The organism is Streptococcus parasanguinis CC87K, assembly GCF_000507765.1.
Taxonomy (GTDB): Bacteria; Bacillota; Bacilli; order Lactobacillales; family Streptococcaceae; genus Streptococcus; species Streptococcus parasanguinis_J.
This window is the reverse complement of the sequence record NZ_KI669402.1, coordinates 1-19,414: the sequence shown is the minus strand read 5'-3', so window position 1 is coordinate 19,414 and position 19,414 is coordinate 1. Positions and strand designations below refer to the sequence as shown.

Sequence of the window (19,414 nt, the reverse complement as noted above, 5' to 3'; positions counted from 1 at the left end):
TGCTATGAAGATGAAGCAAATTAGTGATTCAACTATTAAGATCACGATCCAACTAGAAGACTTAGAAGAACGTGGGATGGAAATTGCTGATTTCCTTGTCCCACAAGAAAAAACAGAAGAGTTTTTCTACGCCATTTTGGATGAACTCGAAATGCCAGAAAGCTTCCTGGATAGCGGGATGCTTAGTTTTCGTGTGACACCAAAACCAGATAAACTGGATGTTTTTGTTACCAAATCAAAAATTGACCAACAATTGGATTTTGAGGATTTATCAGATCTTCCTGATATGGAAGAGTTGTCGCGCATGACGCCAGATGAATTTATCAAAACCCTGGAAAAAACAATCTCTGATAAGACAAAAGGGGATGCAGAAGCTATTCACCATTTGGAACAAGAAGAGTTGCGGGACAATCAAGAACAAGATCCGACACCTGAAGCGCCAGTAAGTCAGTATATTTATTACATTTTGCGTTTTTCAAATATCCAGCAAGCAGTTGCCTTTTCAAAAACGGTCAGCTTTCCAGTGGATACCTCTGAATTATACAAAATGGGGTCTGATTATTATTTAACTGTCTTGATCGATACAGAGGATCAACCAAATCAATATCCAACCTGGTTGCTTGCCATCATTCGGGAGTATGCAGATGATTCAGAAGTGACACGAGCTGTTCTGCAGGAACATGGTCACTTACTAATGGTGTCTGGTGCGATTGAGAATTTGAAGAAAGTTGCTAGCTTATGATGTCCTTTTCCTTGCAATTTGTTCTGGTGCTGATTGGAACTTTTATGATTGCCTTGGTATTGACGCCCTTGGTTCGCTTGTTCTCCTTTAAGATTGATGCTGTAGATTATCCGAATGCGCGTCGGATCAATACCAAGCCCATGCCAAGTGCGGGTGGACTGTCTATTGTGATTGCTTTTTCAATTGCGACTCTTGTGTTTATTCCTATGCTGACATCCACTACCGCACCAATCAAAAGTTACCTATCTTATACCTTGCCGGTCGTGGGCGCAGGATGGATTATCGCGCTAACAGGCTTGATCGATGATGTAAAAGAGTTGTCTGCCAAAAAAAAGATGATCGGCATCCTGCTGGCAGCGAGTCTGGTCTGGTTTTTGACAGATTTTCGTCTAAATGATTTTAAGATTCCGTTCGGTGGGCCCTTACTTCATTTTGAACCATGGCTTTCTTATCTTTTGACAGTGATTTGGATTGTTGCTATTACCAATGCGGTCAATCTGATTGATGGATTAGATGGATTGGTGAGTGGAGTCTCTATTATTTCCCTAGTAACAATGGGGATTGTGTCCTATTTCTTTCTACCAGTACCCAATCTCTTTCTGACCATGACGATCTTTGTCTTGGTTGCGTCCATTGCAGGTTTCTTTCCCTTTAACTACCATCCGGCCATTCTCTATTTGGGAGACACCGGTGCCTTGTTTATCGGATTTATGATTTCTGTCTTGTCCTTGCAAGGTTTGAAAAATGCGACAGCTGTTGCGGTAGTCACACCAATGATTATCCTCGGAGTACCGATTACAGATACCTTTTTAGCCATTATCCGTCGGACCCTATCTGGTCAAAAATTTTATAAACCGGATCGCAATCACTTGCACCACCGACTTCTTTCTCTGGGCTTGACACATCGGGGAACTGTACTTGTGATCTATGGGATTTCGATGATTTTCTCCTTGATTTCTCTCTTGCTCAACATCTCGAGTCGCATTGGGGGTGTCCTACTTGTGATCGGGCTCTTGTTTGGAGTAGAGTTGTTAGCAGAATTGATTGGGGTTTTAGGGCCACATCATAGTCCTTTGTTAAATGTTCTGCGCTATATAGGGAATTCTTCCTACCGGGAGGAAGTTCGTCAAAAACGAAAAGAAAAAACTAAATAAGAATAGTTCTAATCAAAAGAAAAGCCATTTAGGCTTTTTTTTGATATACTTGAAAGGTAAAAAAATACTTTGTGATGAAGGAATCGATGCTTTGAGAACCTTCTAGACTTCAAAGTAAAAAGAAAGGGAATGCAATGTCGACATTAGAAATTAAAGACCTTCACGTTGAAATTGAAGGCAAAGAAATTTTAAAAGGTGTAAACCTGACCCTAAAAACTGGTGAGATCGCAGCCATCATGGGACCAAATGGAACAGGGAAATCTACTCTGTCAGCTGCCATTATGGGAAACCCAAATTATGAAGTAACCAAAGGGGAGATTCTCTTTGATGGTGTCAACATCTTGGAATTGGAAGTAGACGAACGTGCACGGATGGGCTTGTTCCTTGCTATGCAATACCCTTCAGAAATCCCAGGGATTACCAATGCAGAATTTTTACGTGCAGCCTTGAATGCTGGTAAAGAAGAGGACGAGAAGATCTCTATTCGTGATTTCATCAAAAAATTGGATGAAAAGATGGAACTGCTCAACATGAAAGAAGAAATGGCAGAACGCTATTTGAACGAAGGATTCTCTGGTGGTGAGAAAAAACGCAATGAAATCCTTCAATTGTTGATGTTGGAACCAACATTTGCCCTTTTGGATGAAATTGACTCTGGTTTGGATATCGATGCTCTTAAGGTCGTATCTAAAGGGGTTAATGCAATGCGGGGTGAAGGTTTTGGAGCTATGATCATCACCCACTACCAACGTTTGTTGAACTATATTACTCCTGACGTCGTTCATGTGATGATGGAAGGCCGTGTTGTGCTTTCAGGTGGGCCAGAATTGGCTGCACGCTTGGAACGTGAAGGCTATGCACAACTTGCAGAAGAACTCGGTTACGACTATAAAGAAGAACTATAACCTGATGACAAGTGATCTAATGTTGTCATAAAATCAAACAGATAGTATCTTTATTAGGAGAAAAAAATGAGTATTGAAAATATTACCCTCTTTTCGGAATTGCATGCTGAGCCAAGCTGGCTGCAAGATTTACGAAAAAAAGCTTTTGACAAGATCGATCAGTTGGAATTGCCAGCCATTGAACGCGTCAAATTCCACCGCTGGAATCTTGGGGATGGAACGATCACAGAAAGCGAGGCTTCTGCCAATGTTCCCGATTTTACAGCCCTCGATTCAAACTTAAAATTGGTCCAAGTTGGAACCCAAACTGTATTTGAACAGGTGCCACAAACCTTGGCAGACCAAGGAGTCCTTTTCACAGATTTCCATTCTGCCCTAGAAGAAATTCCGCAGATGGTGGAAGACTACTTCATGTCTTCAGTCAAATACGATGACGACAAGCTAGCAGCTTACCACACGGCTTATTTTAATAGTGGGGCTGTTCTCTATATTCCAGATAACGTCGAAATTTCAGAACCAATCGAAGGTATTTTCTACCAGGATAGTGATAGTGATGTACCTTTTAACAAACACATTTTGATTATTGCAGGCAAAAACAGCAAGTTCAGCTATTTGGAACGCCTAGAATCAAAAGGTGATGGCTCAGCAACAGCAACTGCTAATGTGACGGTTGAGGTGATTGCCCGCTCAGGTGCCCAAGTGAAATTTGCGGCGATTGACCGTCTGGGTGAAAATGTCACAGCCTACATCAGTCGACGTGGAAAACTAGGTCAGGATGCCAGCATTGATTGGGCTATCGGTGTTATGAACGAAGGCAACGTGGTTGCAGATTTTGACAGTGACTTGGTTGGAAACGGAAGTCATGCAGATTTGAAAGTCGTTGCCTTATCAAGCGGTCGTCAGGTGCAAGGAATTGACACCCGCGTGACCAACTTTGGTTGCAACTCGATCGGAAATATCTTGCAACACGGGGTTATTCTTGAAAAAGGAACCTTGACCTTCAATGGAATTGGTCATATTATCAAGGGGGCTAAAGGAGCTGATGCTCAGCAAGAAAGCCGTGTTTTGATGTTATCGGACCAAGCGCGTTCAGATGCCAACCCAATCCTCTTGATTGATGAAAATGACGTTACAGCAGGCCATGCTGCATCGATCGGTCAAGTGGACCCAGAAGATATGTATTACCTCATGAGTCGTGGCCTGGATCAACACACAGCGGAACGCTTAGTGGTGCGTGGTTTCTTGGGATCTGTTATTGTTGAAATCCCAGTTCAAGAAGTACGTGATGAAATGATTGCTACCATCGAAGAAAAGTTATCTCAACGCTAAGGAGAAACAATGCTAGATAAAAATACGATTGCTCAAGATTTTCCCATTCTCGATCAACTAGTCCACGATGAGCCTTTGGTTTATCTAGATAATGCAGCGACGACGCAAAAACCTAAACGTGTTCTTGAAGCAGTCAATCACTATTATTTGCAAGATAACGCCAATGTCCATCGTGGAGTCCATACCTTGGCTGAACGAGCGACAGCTGCTTATGAGGCGGCGCGTGAGAAAGTCAGAAAATTTATCAACGCTTCATCAACCAAGGAAGTGCTCTTTACAAGAGGAACAACGACCGGACTCAACTGGGTAGCCCGCTATGCAGAAGAAGTCCTAAAGGAAGGGGATGAAGTCCTGATTTCCATCATGGAACATCACTCCAACATCATTCCTTGGCAGCAAGCCTGCAAGAAAACAGGAGCAAAACTGGTCTATGTCTATCTAAAAGATGGCTTACTGGATATGCAGGACTTAAAGAGCAAGCTTAGTGAGAAGACAAAATTTGTCTCTATCACCCATGCTTCAAATGTCTTAGGGGTGGTCAATCCGATCAAGGAAATTGCTCGATTAGCTCATGAAGTTGGAGCGATAATGGTCGTAGATGGGGCTCAATCAACCCCTCATATGGCCATTGATGTACAAGACTTAGATGCGGATTTCTTTGCTTTTTCTGGCCATAAGATGGCTGCACCAACAGGGATTGGTGTCCTCTATGGGAAGGAAGAAATCTTAGAGCAAATGTCTCCGATCGAGTTTGGGGGCGAGATGATTGACTTTGTTTACGAGCAATCTGCCTCTTGGAAGGAATTACCTTGGAAATTTGAAGCTGGAACCCCTAATATGGCGGGTGCAATTGGACTTGGTGCAGCAATCGATTACTTAGAAGAGCTGGGGATGGAACAGGTAGAAGCGCATGAGCAAGAATTGATTGCCTATGTGTTTCCAAAATTACAGGCTATCGAAGGCTTGACCATCTATGGTTCCCAAGACTTAGCCCAACGTTCTGGCGTCATTTCCTTTAATCTAGGAGATCTCCATCCGCATGACTTGGCAACAGCATTAGATTATGAAGGGATTGCTGTTCGTGCAGGTCACCACTGTGCACAACCGCTCCTTCAATACCTACAAGTTCCGGCGACAACGAGAGCAAGTTTTTATATCTACAACACCAAAGCGGACTGTGATAAATTAATTGAGGCATTGATCAAAGCAAAGGAGTTTTTCAATGGCACTTTCTAAATTAGATTCGCTGTACATGGCGGTCGTAGCTGACCATTCAAAACACCCGCATCACCAAGGGCAGATTGAAGATGTTGATAAGATCCAACTCAACAATCCAACTTGTGGAGATGTGATCCAGTTAAGTGTGAAATTTGATGAGAATGACAGGGTGGAAGATATTGCCTTTGTGAATTCAGGCTGTACGATCTCAACAGCTTCAGCTAGCATGATGACAGATGCTGTAATGGGAAAAACAAAAGAGGAAGTTGAAGAATTGGCACAGGTCTTTTCAGAAATGGTCCAAGGGAAGTCAGATCCTCGACAAGAGGAATTAGGAGACGCAGCATTTTTATCTGGAGTCTCAAAATTTCCACAACGGATTAAATGTGCGACCCTCTCCTGGAATGCTCTTAAAAAAGCGATCGAACGTAGCAAATAGTTAAAAGAAGAAACAGAGAAAGAAAGGAAATTATGGCTGAAGAAAGAGTCGAACCGAAACCAATTGATCTCGGTGAATATAAATTTGGATTTCACGATGACGTTCAACCCATTCTCTCTACCGGGAAGGGATTGAATGAAGCGGTTATTCGTGAATTGTCTGCAGCAAAAAATGAACCAGAATGGATGCTCGAATTCCGTTTGAAATCTTTTGAAACCTTCAAAAAGATGCCCATGCAAACCTGGGGAGCCGATCTATCAGAAATTGACTTTGATGATTTGATCTATTATCAAAAACCTTCGGATAAACCTGCCCGTTCATGGGACGAAGTTCCAGAGAAAATCAAGGAAACCTTTGAGCGTATCGGGATTCCTGAAGCAGAACGTGCTTACTTAGCAGGGGCTTCTGCTCAGTATGAATCAGAAGTGGTTTACCACAATATGAAAGAAGAGTTTGAAAAGTTGGGGATTATCTTCACCGATACGGATTCTGCCCTAAAAGAATACCCAGACCTTTTCAAACAGTATTTTGCGAAGTTAGTACCACCAACGGATAACAAATTGGCTGCCCTCAACTCAGCAGTCTGGTCTGGTGGAACCTTCATCTATGTACCAAAAGGCGTAAAAGTAGATGTCCCCCTTCAAACTTACTTCCGTATCAACAATGAAAATACAGGTCAGTTTGAGCGTACCTTAATTATCGTGGATGAGGGAGCAAGTGTTCACTATGTAGAAGGCTGTACAGCACCGACCTATTCAAGCAATAGCCTCCATGCTGCGATTGTTGAGATCTTTGCCTTAGATGGTGCTTATATGCGTTACACGACCATCCAAAACTGGTCTGACAATGTCTACAACTTGGTCACCAAGCGGGCTAAAGCTCAAAAAGATGCCACAGTTGAGTGGATCGATGGGAACTTAGGAGCCAAGACAACCATGAAGTACCCATCTGTTTATCTGGATGGGGAAGGAGCGCGTGGGACCATGTTGTCCATTGCCTTTGCGAATGCAGGTCAACACCAAGATACAGGTGCCAAGATGATCCACAATGCCCCTCACACTAGCTCGTCTATCGTGTCGAAATCCATCGCGAAAGGTGGCGGAAAGGTAGACTACCGTGGACAAGTAACCTTTAACAAAAATTCCAAGAAATCAGTTTCTCACATTGAGTGTGACACCATTATCATGGATGATTTATCTGCATCAGATACCATTCCATTTAATGAAATTCACAACTCACAAGTTGCTTTGGAGCACGAAGCTAAGGTTTCAAAAATCTCAGAAGAACAACTGTATTATTTGATGAGTCGTGGTTTATCTGAATCAGAAGCGACAGAAATGATTGTCATGGGATTTGTAGAGCCCTTTACAAAAGAACTTCCAATGGAATATGCCGTTGAGTTAAACCGACTCATTAGCTACGAAATGGAAGGATCTGTAGGATAATTCATTTTCATCAATCAAAAATCACAATGGATTTGACTCCATTGTGATTTTTTTGCTTATAATTTTTCGTTGACATAACGGACGAATTCATTCCACCAAACTTTTAAGAAGAAGCTTTTCTCAATGGTTCTTCCTGCTACCATATCGACCGTTGGCTCTTGATCTTCTAAGTAGCCACGTCCGATTTTATCTGGATCAGTGTAGTGTAATTTTCCAAGATTAGTGCCTGATTTGACAGGTGCTCGGAATGATTCTTGGTCACTCTTGAATTGAATTTTTGGTTCCGCTTGACTACCTTGTTTTTCGACGATATAGAAGTCTTTTTTTGCAACAGCTAAAACAGTCTCTGACTTCCCATCCATGATAGTTGCCTTACTTTTTCCGTAGGGATCTCCTTCTTTGACGACAATGGAAGAAACAAAGGTTCGTACCACGTAGTTCATCAGAGAAGAAGTAGCCACAAAGCGTGCATATGGATCACCGTCAACTGCCTCCACTCCTAGGACAACTGTGATCATATGGATGCCATTTTGCGTCGTCGATGCAGCAAAGGTGATGCCTCCTTTGGTAGAGTTGCTGACCCGAAGGCCGTCAACGCCCGAACGGTAATTTGGCATGCCTTCTAGCATCAGGTTGGGGTTTTCAATCTGCGTGTTTGAAAAAAGAGCAGTGGGCTTTGAAGTATATTTGGTCACTTCAGGGAAATCCTGAAGTAAGTGCTTGGCAATAACAGCAATATCATAAGCACTCAATTGATTTTCGTCTTCTTTCCCGTCGGAATCTCCGCTGATGGTTTGAGTATTTAATCCGGTAGCATTGATTAAATGAGGAGATTGAATGCCCCATTCAGCAAGTTTTTGCTTCATTTTTTCAACGAAGCTTTTCTCAGAGCCACCTACTTTCTCAGCTAAGGCCAAGGCAGCGGTGCTAGAATTTCCAACTAAAAGAGCAGTCAATAACTGTTCAACCGTATATTGGTTCGCTTCCATAGGAAGAGAACCAGCACCTTCGATATCATTTAAGGCTAGAGCTTTCTCAGACAGTTTGATAGGATCTTTTAGAGAAAGTTTTTTTTCATGAATGGCTTCGAAAATCAGATAAGTGGTCAAGAGTGTAGATAGTCCCCCCACATCTCGCTTTTTCTCTGAATCCTTTTCATATAAGATTTTACCTGTATCAGCTTCAACAGCAATAGCACTTTGAGCAGGAAGTTCTAGCTCGTCTGCTAGAACGACTTGATAAGGTAAACTGCATAACAGCAAGATAAAAGTTAAAAAAGAAAGAAAGAATTTTTTCACAGTTGTTTCCTCGTTGCTTAGTCCTCTCTATTGTATCATACAAATGATTAATGGAAAATCGTAAAATCATCAATTAGGCTAAAAAGTCAGTCATAGCAAGGTTTTTGAATAGTGATAAATCGAATATTCAGAAAATTTAGTTTACTTTTTTTTCTACTTGTGATATAATCTTAAACAAATCTAAAAAAACTATTGGAGAATTCCTATGAAAAAAGGTAAAGTATTTGCAGTTGCCGGAGTAACACTTCTTGCAGCTGGATTGTTGGCTGCATGTTCTAGTTCAAATACTAGCAAAGCAAGCTCAGGCGAAGACAAGAACTATGGTTATGTCTACACAGATGATCCTCAAACTTTGGACTACACTGTATCTTCTAAAGCTGCTACACACGATATTACTACAAACGTCGTAGATGGTTTGATGGCAAATGACAAGTATGGTAATCTCGTACCATCACTTGCAGAAGATTGGTCTGTTTCAAAAGACGGTTTGACTTATACCTACAAAATTCGTAAAGGGGTTAAGTGGTACGATGCAGACGGTGAAGAACATGGCGAAGTGACAGCTAAAGACTTTGTAACAGGTTTGAAACACGCTGCTGATAAAAAATCGGAAACTCTTTCACTAGTTCAAGGCTCAATCAAAGGCTTGGATGATTATGTACAAGGAAAAACTACAGACTTTAGCCAAGTTGGTGTCAAAGCGGTTGATGATTACACACTTCAATACACATTGAACAAACCTGAAACCTTCTGGAACTCTAAAACAACAAACGGAATCTTGTTCCCGATTAGCACAGATTTCTTGAAGAGTAAGGGAGATGATTTTGGTCAACCAAACGATGTGAAGTCAATCCTTGCAAACGGACCTTTCCTTCTTAAATCTATTACGTCAAAATCATCTGTTGTATTTGAAAAGAATGACAACTACTGGGATAAGAAAAACGTTCACCTTAAAGAAGTGAAACTTACCTACTACGATGGATCAGATCAAGATTCATTGGCGCGTGGCTTCTCTGATGGAGCTTATACAGTTGCTCGTCTTTTCCCAGCAAGCTCAAACTTTGCTACAGTAGAGAAAAAATATAAAGACAACATTTACAACACACCGGCTGGTTCAGGTGTAGCAGTCCTTGGTTTCAACATTGATCGTCAATCTTACAAACACACAGCTAAGAAATCAGATGCTGAAAAATCTTCTACTAAGAAAGCAATCTTAAACAAAGATTTCCGTCAAGCTATCACCTTTGCTTTGAATCGTGAAAACTATTCAGCGCAAGTAAATAGTAAAGCATTTGCTAAACCAGCTATCCGTAATACCTATACAGCTCCTGCTTTTGTACAAGTTAATGGGAAAGACTTTGGAGATGTGGTTGCAGATAAGTTGACTACTTATGGAGACCAATGGAAAGGTGTCAACCTTGCAGATGGTCAAGACGGTCTTTACAACAAAGACAAAGCAAAAGCACAACTTGAAAAAGCAAAAGCTGAACTTCAAAAAGATGGCGTTCAATTCCCAATTCATATTGACGTACCAGTAGCACAAAACTCTACAAACTTTGTTTCACGGATGCAATCATTGAAACAAACAGTGGAAGATACTCTTGGTAAAGACAATGTCGTTCTTGACCTTCAAATGATGGACCAAGACGAAGTGTTGAACATCACATTGAATGTTCCATCAGCTGCAGATGCAGATTGGGATCTTCAAGGATTGGTCGGATGGAACCCAGACTACGATGATCCATCAACTTACCTTGATACTCTTCAACCATCATCAGAAGACCAAACAAAAGTTTACCTTGGTTTTGCAGGTGGTGTAGATAATGCTTCAGCCAAAGCAGTTGGCTTGGATGAGTATGCGAAACTTCTTGCAGATGCTAATAGCGAATCACTTGATGTAGCTAAACGTTACGAAAAATATGCTACTGCTCAAGCTTGGTTGAGTGATAGTGCCTTAGTAATCCCAACAATGTCAAGCACAGGCGCAGCAACAGTTGTTTCTAAAGTGGTTCCATTCTCTGGCCCATCAGCTCAAACAGGTAACAAAGGATCTGCTTACTTCAAATATGTAGAAGTTCAAGATGAACCTGTTACTAAGAAACAATACGAACAAGCACGTGAAAAATGGCAAAAAGAAAAAGCTGAGTCAAACAAAAAAGCTCAACAAGATCTTGAAAAACACGTTAAATAATTAATTATTGCTTTTCATTAGAACTTTCTCTTCTAGGGGAGAAAGTTCTTTTGGACATTAAAGGAATGAAATATGAAAAAATATGTTTTTATGCGTATTTTGCGTTCGTTAGTGTCGATCTTTCTCGTCACGACATTAACCTACATGATTATCTATACGCTAACACCGAGAAATCTCATCTTTAAAAATGACCCCAACTACAATAAAGTAGCGAAGACAAAAGATTCGAAGATCAACTACGAAAATACTGTCTACGATCGCATGGGTTATTTGGAATACATGGATTCAAAGAGCTTGCAACAAAAAGCAAGTAAAGAAGATTCTTCTGTAACAGTTGATGCGACAACTGCCAATGAAAAGATCTATAAGGAATACATTAACAAATTAGGTCATGGTTGGCAGTTGAAACGTTTCCCAGAAAGTAAGTCTTTCTATGCGGTGCGTGAAATTCCAGTTTTTGAACGTGTCGTCAGCTTCTATGCGAATTTGATTCAATTTGATCATCCAGGTTGGGTGAAAGATGCTTCAAATCCAAACCTCAAACGCTATATCCGTATTGAAAATGATCCGTCTATTGGTTGGTCAGTTGTAGGTTCTGGTACGAAACACAAATACCTCTTGTACTTTAATGGTCAATTCCCATATGTACACCAAAACTTTGTGACCTTAAACCTTGGAAATTCATATCCAACTTATTCAAATACCCCTGTTCTTCAAGTTATTACACAAGGACAAGGAACAACTAAGAAGAGTGAAGTGAACTTCCCAACAGGTAAAAAGACATCTTCCATCGATATCTACTCACGTACCTACAAATCACCAAGTAAGGCAGACTCACAAGATATCAGTCGATTTGGTAAAGGGGACGCTTATACAGCAACGTTGAGCAACTATGAGAATCCATCCATGATTGCATCTTCTTCAATCATTGGTTTGATTGGTATTGCAATTTCTTATTTGATTGCGATCCCATTAGGATCTTACATGGCTCTGTTCAAGAACTCATGGTTTGATAGCATCTCAACAGCTGCTTTGACATTTATGATGTCTCTTCCAACCATTGCTTCGGTCTACATTGTCCGTTTAGCAGGTTCATTCTTTGGGCTTCCAGACTCATTCCCAGTTCTTGGAGCACAGGACTGGCGTTCATATGTATTGCCGTCTCTGATTCTTGGTTTATTGAGTGCACCATTTAACGCCGTTTGGATTCGTCGTTACATGATCGATATCCATTCACAAGATTTCGTCCGTTTTGCTCGTTCAAAAGGATTGTCAGAACGTGAGATTTCAAAAAAACACATCTTCAAAAATGCGATGGTTCCATTGGTATCTGGTATTCCGACATCTATTATTGGAGTTATCTCAGGTGCGACACTTACTGAAACAGTCTTCGCTTTCCCAGGTATGGGTAAAATGTTGATTGACTCTATTAAAGCATCAAACAACACCATGGTTATCGGACTTGTCTTCATCTTCACATCGCTTGGTATCTTTGCTGCCATGTTAGGTGATATCTTGATGACAGTGCTTGATCCACGGATTAAATTAACGAATACGAAAGGAGGCAAATAATGGCTACAATCGATAAAAATAAATTTCAGTTTGTAAAACGCGATGACTTTGCCTCTGAAGTAATCGATGCTCCAGCGTATTCATACTGGAAATCTGTATTCAGACAATTCTTTAAAAAAAGAACCACGATCATTATGCTTGCTGTTTTGATTGGGATTCTCTTGATGAGTTTTATCTACCCGATGTTTTCAAATTTTGATTACAACGACGTAAGTAAGGTAAATGACTTTTCAGCACGTTTGAATCCACCAAGTGCCAAAGCTTTCTTTGGTACAGATAACAACGGTAAATCCCTCTTTGATGGAGTTTGGTTTGGTGCTCGAAATTCGATTATCATTTCCTTTATCGCAACTGTTATTAACGTGGTGGTCGGAGTCATCGTTGGTGGAATTTGGGGAATCTCAAAATCCATCGACCGTATCATGATGGAAGTTTATAACGTTATTTCAAACATTCCATTTATGTTGATCGTTATCGTCTTGACTTACTCAATGGGATCTGGTTTCTGGAATTTGATTCTTGCCATGTCCTTAACAGGATGGATCGGAATTGCCTACATGATTCGTGTTCAAATCATGCGTTACCGTGATTTGGAGTACAACTTGGCCAGTCGAACATTAGGAACACCAACGTTGAAAATTGTTACGAAAAATATTTTACCTCAATTGGTATCTGTAATCGTGACCCAGACATCACAAATGTTACCAAGTTTTATTTCTTACGAAGCTTTCCTTTCCTTCTTCGGACTTGGTCTTCCAATCACAGTTCCAAGTTTGGGACGGTTGATTTCTGACTATTCTCAAAACGTAACTACAAATGCCTACCTATTCTGGATTCCACTTACTGTTTTGATTTTAGTATCCTTGTCATTCTTTATCGTCGGACAAAACTTGGCCGATGCCAGCGACCCACGTACACATAGATAGGAGGAGTAGATATGACATCAAATAACAATATTATTTTATCTGCTCAAGATATCGTAGTGGAATTTGACGTGCGCGATCGCGTACTGACAGCGATTCGTGGCGTATCGCTTGAGCTAGTAGAAGGTGAAGTTCTTGCCTTGGTTGGTGAGTCAGGTTCAGGGAAATCAGTTTTGACAAAGACGTTCACCGGAATGTTAGAAGATAATGGCCGTATTGCCCAAGGTTCGATTAAATACCGTGGTCAAGAATTGACAGATTTGAAATCGAATAAAGATTGGGAAAATATTCGTGGATCTAAGATCGCTACAATTTTTCAAGACCCAATGACAAGTTTGGACCCAATCAACACAATTGGTTCACAAATTACAGAAGTCATTATCAAACACCAAGGGAAAACAGCTAAAGAAGCTAAAGAAATGGCTTTGGACTATATGGAGAAAGTTGGAATTCCAGATGCGGAACGTCGTTTTGATGAGTATCCATTCCAATATTCAGGTGGGATGCGTCAACGGATCGTTATTGCCATCGCCTTGGCCTGCCGTCCAGATATCTTAATCTGTGACGAACCAACAACAGCCCTAGACGTAACCATTCAAGCGCAAATCATTGATTTGTTGAAATCCCTTCAAAAAGAATACCAATTTACAGTTATCTTTATCACCCACGACTTAGGTGTGGTTGCAAGTATTGCAGATAAAGTAGCCGTTATGTATGCTGGAGAAATTGTTGAGTTTGGTAAAGTAGAAGAAATTTTCTACGATCCAAAACATCCATACACATGGAGCTTGCTTTCAAGCTTGCCTCAATTGTCAACCTCAGATGGTGATCTTTACTCTATTCCAGGGACTCCGCCATCATTGTATGCTCCAATCAAAGGAGATGCCTTCGCACTTCGTTCAGATTATGCGATGCAGATTGATTTTGAAGAAGAGGCACCTGCTTTCAAAGTGACCGATACTCACTGGGCTAAGACATGGTTGCTCCATCCAGATGCACCAACAGTTCATAAACCAGAAGTAATCGAAAACCTTCACGAAAAGATTGGCTCAAAAATGGGCTTCACTCACATTACAGAATAGGAGGAAGGAAATGACTGAAAAATTAGTTGAAATTAAAGATTTAGAAATTTCCTTCGGTGAAGGAAGTAAAAAATTCGTTGCTGTTAAAAACGCCAACTTCTTCATTAATAAGGGAGAAACGTTCTCTCTTGTTGGTGAATCAGGAAGTGGGAAGACAACAATTGGACGTGCGATCATCGGTTTGAATGATACAAGTGCTGGAGAAATTATTTATGACGGTCGCAAGATCAACGGAAAAAACTCTCATAGTGAAAAATCAGAGTTGATCCGTAAAATTCAAATGATCTTCCAAGACCCAGCAGCAAGTTTGAATGAACGTGCAACTGTTGATTATATTATCTCTGAAGGTTTGATCAACCACCATTTGTTTAACAGCGAAGAAGAACGTCAGGAAAAAGTAAAAAATATTATGCATGAAGTTGGGCTTCTAGCAGAACATTTGACACGTTACCCTCACGAATTCTCAGGTGGTCAACGTCAACGGATCGGTATTGCCCGTGCACTTGTCATGGAACCAGAATTTGTCATTGCGGATGAACCAATCTCAGCCCTTGACGTTTCAGTACGTGCACAGGTCTTGAACCTTTTGAAAAAATTCCAAAGAGAATTAGGCTTGACCTATCTATTTATCGCCCATGACTTGTCAGTTGTGCGCTTCATTTCTGACCGTATTGCAGTTATCTATAAAGGGGTTATTGTAGAAGTAGCAGAAACTGAAGAGCTATTTAACCACCCAATCCATCCATACACCCAATCCCTACTTTCAGCGGTCCCAATTCCAGATCCAATTCTAGAACGTAAAAAAGTTCTAAAAATCTACGATCCAGAACAACATGATTATTCTGAAGATAAACCACAAATGGTTGAAATTAAACCAGGTCATTATGTATGGGCTAACAAAGCTGAAGAAAACAAATACAGACAAGAATATAAATAGAGAGGCATTCCTCTCTATTTTATTTTTTTCAAAAAAACTTTCAAAAAAATAAATTTTTTTGAAAAAAGTATTGACAGTAAGGGTAGGTCATGATATACTAATATAGTTGTCGCGCGAGAGCGACAAAGACCTTTGAAAACTGAACAAGACGAACCAATGTGCAGGGCACTATAACGAAAGTTATAGTAACTGAACAATAAAAAAACAATAAATCTGTCAGTGACAGAATGAGTTTAAGACAAACAATTATTTTAATGAGAGTTTGATCCTGGCTCAGGATGAACGCTGGCGGCGTGCCTAATACATGCAAGTAGAACGCTGAAGCTTGGTGCTTGCACCGAGCGGATGAGTTGCGAACGGGTGAGTAACGCGTAGGTAACCTGCCTCTTAGCGGGGGATAACTATTGGAAACGATAGCTAATACCGCATAAAAGTCGATATCGCATGATATTGATTTGAAAGGTGCAATTGCATCACTAAGAGATGGACCTGCGTTGTATTAGCTAGTTGGTGAGGTAACGGCTCACCAAGGCGACGATACATAGCCGACCTGAGAGGGTGATCGGCCACACTGGGACTGAGACACGGCCCAGACTCCTACGGGAGGCAGCAGTAGGGAATCTTCGGCAATGGGGGCAACCCTGACCGAGCAACGCCGCGTGAGTGAAGAAGGTTTTCGGATCGTAAAGCTCTGTTGTAAGAGAAGAACGAGTGTGAGAGTGGAAAGTTCACACTGTGACGGTAACTTACCAGAAAGGGACGGCTAACTACGTGCCAGCAGCCGCGGTAATACGTAGGTCCCGAGCGTTATCCGGATTTATTGGGCGTAAAGCGAGCGCAGGCGGTTAGATAAGTCTGAAGTTAAAGGCTGTGGCTTAACCATAGTACGCTTTGGAAACTGTTTAACTTGAGTGCAGAAGGGGAGAGTGGAATTCCATGTGTAGCGGTGAAATGCGTAGATATATGGAGGAACACCGGTGGCGAAAGCGGCTCTCTGGTCTGTAACTGACGCTGAGGCTCGAAAGCGTGGGGAGCAAACAGGATTAGATACCCTGGTAGTCCACGCCGTAAACGATGAGTGCTAGGTGTTGGGTCCTTTCCGGGACTCAGTGCCGCAGCTAACGCATTAAGCACTCCGCCTGGGGAGTACGACCGCAAGGTTGAAACTCAAAGGAATTGACGGGGGCCCGCACAAGCGGTGGAGCATGTGGTTTAATTCGAAGCAACGCGAAGAACCTTACCAGGTCTTGACATCCCTCTGACCGCTCTAGAGATAGAGTTTTCCTTCGGGACAGAGGTGACAGGTGGTGCATGGTTGTCGTCAGCTCGTGTCGTGAGATGTTGGGTTAAGTCCCGCAACGAGCGCAACCCCTATTGTTAGTTGCCATCATTGAGTTGGGCACTCTAGCGAGACTGCCGGTAATAAACCGGAGGAAGGTGGGGATGACGTCAAATCATCATGCCCCTTATGACCTGGGCTACACACGTGCTACAATGGCTGGTACAACGAGTCGCGAGTCGGTGACGGCAAGCTAATCTCTTAAAGCCAGTCTCAGTTCGGATTGTAGGCTGCAACTCGCCTACATGAAGTCGGAATCGCTAGTAATCGCGGATCAGCACGCCGCGGTGAATACGTTCCCGGGCCTTGTACACACCGCCCGTCACACCACGAGAGTTTGTAACACCCGAAGTCGGTGAGGTAACCATTTGGAGCCAGCCGCCTAAGGTGGGATAGATGATTGGGGTGAAGTCGTAACAAGGTAGCCGTATCGGAAGGTGCGGCTGGATCACCTCCTTTCTAAGGAAATGGAAACCTGTACGTTGGTCTTGTTTAGTTTTGAGAGGTCTTGTGGGGCCTTAGCTCAGCTGGGAGAGCGCCTGCTTTGCACGCAGGAGGTCAGCGGTTCGATCCCGCTAGGCTCCATTAACACTTTAAAGGGTGTTAAGATTGAACATTGAAAATTGAATATCTATATCAAATAGTAACAAGAAAATAAACCGAAACGCTGTAAATATTTAAAGAGTTTAGGTCGCAAGACCAAAAATAAGGTTAAGTTAATAAGGGCGCACGGTGGATGCCTTGGCACTAGAAGCCGAAGAAGGACGTGACAAACGACGAAATGCTTTGGGGAGCTGTAAGTAAGCGACGATCCAGAGATGTCCGAATGGGGGAACCCACTAGCTGATGGCTAGTACTCCTATCTGTTAAGGATAGGTAGAGGAAGACGCAGTGAACTGAAACATCTAAGTAGCTGCAGGAAGAGAAAGCAAAAGCGATTGCCTGAGTAGCGGCGAGCGAAACGGCAGGAGGGCAAACCGAAGAGTTTACTCTTCGGGGTTGTAGGACTGCAATGTGGACTTAAAGACTATAGAAGAATGACATGGGAAGGTCAGCCAAAGAGAGTAAGAGCCTCGTATTTGAAATAGTCTTTATACCTAGCAGTATCCTGAGTACGGCGGGACACGAGAAATCCCGTCGGAATCTGGGAGGACCATCTCCCAACCCTAAATACTCTCTAGTGACCGATAGTGAACCAGTACCGTGAGGGAAAGGTGAAAAGCACCCCGGGAGGGGAGTGAAATAGAACCTGAAACCGTGTGCCTACAACAAGTTCGAGCCCGTTAATGGGTGAGAGCGTGCCTTTTGTAGAATGAACCGGCGAGTTACGATATGATGCGAGGTTAAGTTGAAGAGACGGAGCCGCAGGGAAACCGAGTCTGAATAGGGCGCTTTAGTATTATGTCGTAGACCCGAAACCATGTGACCTACCCATGAGCAGGTTGAAGGTGAGGTAAAACTCACTGGAGGACCGAACCAGGGCACGTTGAAAAGTGCTTGGATGACTTGTGGGTAGCGGAGAAATTCCAAACGAACTTGGAGATAGCTGGTTCTCTCCGAAATAGCTTTAGGGCTAGCGTCGACATTAAGATTCTTGGAGGTAGAGCACTGTTTGGGTGAGGGGTCCATCCCGGATTACCAATCTCAGATAAACTCCGAATGCCAATGAATTATGGTCGGCAGTCAGACTGCGAGTGCTAAGATCCGTAGTCGAAAGGGAAACAGCCCAGACCACCAGCTAAGGTCCCAAAATAATTGTTAAGTGGAAAAGGATGTGGGGTTGCACAGACAACTAGGATGTTAGCTTAGAAGCAGCTATTCATTCAAAGAGTGCGTAATAGCTCACTAGTCGAGTGACCCTGCGCCGAAAATGTACCGGGGCTAAAACAATTTACCGAAGCTGTGGATACCTTTATAGGTATGGTAGGAGAGCGTTCTATGTGTGGAGAAGGTGTACCGTGAGGAGCGCTGGAACGCATAGAAGTGAGAATGCCGGTATGAGTAGCGAAAGACAGGTGAGAATCCTGTCCACCGTAAGACTAAGGTTTCCAGGGGAAGGCTCGTCCGCCCTGGGTTAGTCGGGACCTAAGGAGAGACCGAAAGGTGTATCCGATGGACAACAGGTTGATATTCCTGTACTAGAGTATGTAGTGAAGGAGGGACGCAGTAGGCTAACTAAAGCGTGCGACTGGAAGTGCACGTCTAAGCAGTGAGGTGTGAATTGAGTTAAATGCTTAATTCTGTAACATTGAGCTGTGATGGGGAGCGAAGTTTAGTAGCGAAGTTAGTGACGTCACACTGCCAAGAAAAGCTTCTAGCGTTAATCATACTCTACCCGTACCGCAAACCGACACAGGTAGTCGAGGCGAGTAGCCTCAGGTGAGCGAGAGAACTCTCGTTAAGGAACTCGGCAAAATGACCCCGTAACTTCGGGAGAAGGGGTGCTGGCTTTCAGTCAGCCGCAGTGAATAGGCCCAAGCAACTGTTTATCAAAAACACAGCTCTCTGCTAAATCGTAAGATGATGTATAGGGGGTGACGCCTGCCCGGTGCTGGAAGGTTAAGAGGAGTGCTTAGCGTAAGCGAAGGTATGAATTGAAGCCCCAGTAAACGGCGGCCGTAACTATAACGGTCCTAAGGTAGCGAAATTCCTTGTCGGGTAAGTTCCGACCCGCACGAAAGGCGTAATGATTTGGGCACTGTCTCAACGAGAGACTCGGTGAAATTTTAGTACCTGTGAAGATGCAGGTTACCCGCGACAGGACGGAAAGACCCCATGGAGCTTTACTGCAGTTTGATATTGAGTGTCTGTGCCACATGTACAGGATAGGTAGGAGCCAT

Annotated in this window: 13 protein-coding genes, 1 tRNA gene and 2 rRNA genes; 15 read left to right on the top strand and 1 reads right to left on the bottom strand. The window is 42.5% G+C overall.

All coding sequences use genetic code 11. The annotated features are described in order from the left end of the window. The first annotated feature begins 4 nt into the window (after positions 1-4). The 7 genes from mecA to sufB all read left to right on the top strand — a co-directional run bounded on the left by mecA (position 5) and on the right by sufB (position 7,232). Positions 5-742 (top strand): adaptor protein MecA, encoded by a 738-nt coding sequence (mecA, locus tag HMPREF1195_RS06590; protein WP_003013950.1) that lies wholly within the window; start codon positions 5-7, stop codon positions 740-742. Next, complete coding sequence (locus HMPREF1195_RS06585; protein ID WP_023919310.1) at positions 739-1,896, top strand: glycosyltransferase family 4 protein; 1,158 nt, start codon at positions 739-741, stop codon at positions 1,894-1,896. The genes mecA and HMPREF1195_RS06585 overlap by 4 nt, the downstream gene beginning before the upstream one ends. Before the next feature lie 134 nt (positions 1,897-2,030). After that, positions 2,031-2,801, top strand: coding sequence for a Fe-S cluster assembly ATPase SufC (gene sufC, locus HMPREF1195_RS06580; RefSeq protein WP_023919309.1), 771 nt, complete (start codon positions 2,031-2,033; stop codon positions 2,799-2,801). A gap of 66 nt (positions 2,802-2,867) precedes the next feature. Continuing rightward, a complete protein-coding gene (gene sufD, locus HMPREF1195_RS06575) occupies positions 2,868-4,130 on the top strand; it encodes a Fe-S cluster assembly protein SufD (protein WP_023919308.1) in 1,263 nt (420 codons plus the stop codon). A gap of 9 nt (positions 4,131-4,139) precedes the next feature. Further along, entirely contained in the window at positions 4,140-5,366 is a 1,227-nt protein-coding gene (locus tag HMPREF1195_RS06570; protein WP_023919307.1) for a cysteine desulfurase, read from the top strand. After that, a complete protein-coding gene (gene sufU, locus HMPREF1195_RS06565) occupies positions 5,353-5,787 on the top strand; it encodes a Fe-S cluster assembly sulfur transfer protein SufU (protein WP_023919306.1) in 435 nt (144 codons plus the stop codon). The genes HMPREF1195_RS06570 and sufU overlap by 14 nt, the downstream gene beginning before the upstream one ends. A gap of 32 nt (positions 5,788-5,819) precedes the next feature. Then, positions 5,820-7,232 (top strand): Fe-S cluster assembly protein SufB, encoded by a 1,413-nt coding sequence (sufB, locus tag HMPREF1195_RS06560; RefSeq protein ID WP_003010279.1) that lies wholly within the window; start codon positions 5,820-5,822, stop codon positions 7,230-7,232. Positions 7,233-7,288: 56 nt separating this feature from the next. Here the strand turns inward: sufB and HMPREF1195_RS06555 are convergent, their stop codons facing one another. Beyond that, entirely contained in the window at positions 7,289-8,530 is a 1,242-nt protein-coding gene (locus HMPREF1195_RS06555; protein WP_023919305.1) for a serine hydrolase, read from the bottom strand. A gap of 205 nt (positions 8,531-8,735) precedes the next feature. Between HMPREF1195_RS06555 and HMPREF1195_RS06550 the strand changes: the two genes are divergently transcribed. The 8 genes from HMPREF1195_RS06550 to HMPREF1195_RS06515 all read left to right on the top strand — a co-directional run. Further along, positions 8,736-10,721 carry a peptide ABC transporter substrate-binding protein gene (locus HMPREF1195_RS06550; RefSeq protein WP_023919304.1) on the top strand — a complete coding sequence of 662 codons (1,986 nt, stop codon included), beginning with the start codon at positions 8,736-8,738 and terminating at the stop codon, positions 10,719-10,721. 72 nt (positions 10,722-10,793) lie between these two features. Then, positions 10,794-12,293 carry an ABC transporter permease gene (locus HMPREF1195_RS06545; RefSeq protein ID WP_023919303.1) on the top strand — a complete coding sequence of 500 codons (1,500 nt, stop codon included), beginning with the start codon at positions 10,794-10,796 and terminating at the stop codon, positions 12,291-12,293. Further along, a complete protein-coding gene (oppC, locus tag HMPREF1195_RS06540; protein ID WP_023919302.1) occupies positions 12,293-13,219 on the top strand; it encodes an oligopeptide ABC transporter permease OppC in 927 nt (308 codons plus the stop codon). Before HMPREF1195_RS06545 ends, oppC begins: the two co-directional genes overlap by 1 nt. Before the next feature lie 11 nt (positions 13,220-13,230). Further along, on the top strand, positions 13,231-14,298 hold the full coding sequence (locus HMPREF1195_RS06535; protein WP_003004369.1) for an ABC transporter ATP-binding protein: 1,068 nt from the start codon (positions 13,231-13,233) through the stop codon (positions 14,296-14,298). Between the two features lie 10 nt (positions 14,299-14,308). After that, complete coding sequence (locus HMPREF1195_RS06530) at positions 14,309-15,235, top strand: ATP-binding cassette domain-containing protein (RefSeq protein WP_003010296.1); 927 nt, start codon at positions 14,309-14,311, stop codon at positions 15,233-15,235. A gap of 250 nt (positions 15,236-15,485) precedes the next feature. After that, positions 15,486-17,033, top strand: a 16S ribosomal RNA gene (locus HMPREF1195_RS06525). Positions 17,034-17,086: 53 nt separating this feature from the next. Then, positions 17,087-17,159: transfer RNA gene (locus HMPREF1195_RS06520), tRNA-Ala, on the top strand. A gap of 124 nt (positions 17,160-17,283) precedes the next feature. After that, positions 17,284-19,414, top strand: a 23S ribosomal RNA gene (locus tag HMPREF1195_RS06515); the annotation flags it as partial.